The organism is Rhizobium sp. CCGE 510 (assembly GCF_000292525.1).
GTDB lineage: Bacteria > Pseudomonadota > Alphaproteobacteria > Rhizobiales > Rhizobiaceae > Rhizobium.
In genome coordinates this window covers 1-1386 of record NZ_AEYF01000056.1, presented here as the reverse complement: position 1 = coordinate 1386, position 1386 = coordinate 1, and the positions used below count along the sequence as shown (strand labels likewise).

Here is a 1386-nt window from a genome sequence, read left to right as displayed (position 1 = left end):
CTCCATCGGCAATCATCCGATCCGCCGCCGCTTGCCGATCGTGGGACGACGCACCGATGGTCTGCCTCAGCGCACTGAATTCGCTCGAAAGCAGATGGTTGGCATGTGCTCGTGGCTCAGCAACTTCTACAACGACGCACCCCGAGGCGGGCGCTTCAACAGAGAGTACTTTGCGGGTCTTGGCATTGCCAAGAGTGTGATGGAATCCGCAGGAGCGGTCGTTGCGCTTTAAAATGCCTACGGCTTCTTCCAGGCTTTTTGCATTGAGGATAGCGCGGCAGAGAACCTGCCGGGGCACGCCAGGCTTTTGATCGTTGGGGGTGATCTCGTTGATCGTCTGAACGATGCCGGTCTCGTTCAAGCCGAAGGTACCGCCCGGGAGCATGCCCGCGGTCATAAAGCTGCTCCACGCCGGCCCCTCATCGGGCTCAATCTCTACCCAGAAATTGGCACCAAGGGATTCGGGCTCTCCGTCCTCATTGTGGGCGATAACCGCCGGCCCGTTGCCTTCCGCCGGCATTAGAACAGTTGTGCAGCCCATCCCGGCAACAGGTTTTGTCGCGGAGACGGTTTCCGGAATTTGCAGGTCGGCCTGGCAATTCAATAGGAAGATCGTCTCGAAATCTTTGCCGGCGCCTGCTGCGATCCCCTCCATTTCGCGCACGTAGCGGGGATAGGTCCCGCGGGCTGCAGCTTCCAAATTCTTCAGATATTCCGATCCACGCCAGCGAGCATCCAGGGCGCGAAATTGCTCGCTGCCGAGGCGATACTCGAGGAAGCTTGTCGCATTGGCCTTTCCGAGCGCACAGCCAATCTCGAAGGCATTGCCCTTTGCGCGAACGCGGGTGATGGGGTTCTTTGCCATAATATCCTCTGTTTCACTCAATGTCAGTGTTGGGGGCGCGATTTCCAGCGGCACGGCTTTGCGACTAACTCTAGGCACCCATCAACTTGCCCATGAAATTTCTGCAATCTTGTGCCCAAACGCACCATTTGCGTCATTTGATACATATCACTAATTTATGCGTCAAGTGTTTCAAATCCACTTTGAATGTTGGGTAGTGTCCAAATTCACACGGGTGCAATGCTACCGAAAACCTTGGGCGCTGATAGTCTCATGCCAATCGCGCCGAAAGTAAGTTAAGTGTTGCAGGTTCTCATTTCATGATCCATATGTTTCACAAATCCACGTGATAAGGACCAAATTTCATGACCGACTCTCGCCGCAAACTGGATGGGGCCGATACGTCCATCGGAACATCCACGCCCTCGCTAAGACAAGCTCGCCGCGCACGAGAACAAGAACATTCAGCTTTTCGCTTGGAGCTTAAAGCGGAAGCTATACCCCATGAAGATCTAGGCCCTGTCGAGTCAGTTTATGTACGT

1 protein-coding gene is annotated in these 1386 nt (G+C 54.8%); it reads right to left on the bottom strand.

The window, feature by feature from the left end; all coding sequences use genetic code 11:
- A partial coding sequence (locus RCCGE510_RS32160; protein ID WP_007637495.1) for a C45 family peptidase occupies positions 1–865 on the bottom strand: 865 nt, incomplete at its 3' end.
- Positions 866–1386 lie beyond the last annotated feature (521 nt).